1 protein-coding gene is annotated in these 1,429 nt (G+C 41.8%); it reads left to right on the forward strand.

Translation table 11 applies throughout. From position 1 onward, the window contains the following. Positions 1-1,429, forward strand: a 1,429-nt coding sequence (locus tag AAON49_RS00120) for a hypothetical protein (protein ID WP_349551735.1), incomplete at both ends; no start/stop codon positions are given.

Genomic DNA, 1,429 nt, shown 5'->3' on the forward strand with positions numbered 1-1,429 from the left:
CCTCAATGCAGATGGTACTCGTATTGCCATAGGAGCTTATCTGAATGATGGAAATGGGACTGACGCTGGTCATGTACGAGTTTATGGAGAATCAGGTGGAACATGGACACAACTGGGAGGTGATATTGATGGTGAGGCTGCTGGAGATCAATCTGGTTATTCAGTAAGTCTTAATGACAGTGGAGATTACTTAATTGTGGGAGGTCTTAACAATGATGAAAATGGAAACAATGCTGGTCATGCAAGAATCTATAATTACAACGGAACGAGTTGGGTGCAGATAGGAGCCGATATTAATGGTCAAACCGCTAGTGAACAATTTGGATTTTCAGTAAGTATTAATGGTGATGGAACTATTGTTGCTATTGGAGCTCGAAGACATAGTCCTGCAGGAATCATACAAGTATATGAGTTTAGTGGAGGCACATGGAATCAATTAGGAAATGATATTGAAGGAGAGATTGCTGGAGAATGGTTTGGGTATTCTGTATCCATTAGTGCAGACGGCACCTATTTAGTAGGAGGTGCTCGTAGAAATAACAGCGACTCTGGAAAAGCAAGAGTTTTTAAATACACCTCTGTTGGAGATTGGGCACAAGTAGGTTCAGGTATTGTTGGAGAGGCTACAGTTGATTTTTTGAGTTTTTCTGTAAGCATTAGTGGAGATGGCAGTACTGTTGTCATTGGAGCCCCTCTGAATGATACCAACGGAACCGATGCAGGACAAGTAAAAATCTATGCATTTCCTAAAAAACCCATAGTAAACACTCTCGCTGCCAGTTCTTTTACAGCTTCTACAGCAAACATAGGAGGAGAAGTAACAAACCAAGGAGCTTTTGATGTGACTGAAAGAGGTGTAGTTTATTCTTTTACCAATACAACTCCCACCATAGGAGCTGCTGATGTAACCAAAGACACCAATGGAAGTGGTATAGGAATTTTTAATGAGACCATTATAGGTCTTAATCAGGAAACTACCTACTACTATAGAGCCTATGCAACCAATAGTGAAGGAACAAGTTATGGAGCCGTAATGACGTTTACTACAGCATCGTACCCCATTGATGATTTATTAGGAGAGGCCAATGGAGATCAGTTTGGCTATTCTGTGGCTGTTAGTGCAGATGGTACCCGTATGATTGCTGGTGCACGAAATAATGACAATGCATCAGGAACTGATGCAGGACATGCACGAGTCTACGAATTTACCAATGGTGTATGGACGCAGTTAGGAGCTGATATTAATGGAGCAAATGCAGCTGATTTTTGGGGAAGTTCAGTAAGTATCAGCGATGATGGAACTCGTGTGGCTGTTGGATCACCCTCTATAGCGGGTAGTACTGGTGCTGTTGGAATCTATCAATACAATGGTAGTGCTTGGGTACAGGTAGGAAGTAATATTAGTGGAGAGGCTTCAGGAGATTCATCT

It is taken from the genome of Pseudotenacibaculum sp. MALMAid0570 (assembly GCF_040151415.1).
Classification (GTDB): Bacteria; Bacteroidota; Bacteroidia; order Flavobacteriales; family Flavobacteriaceae; genus Polaribacter.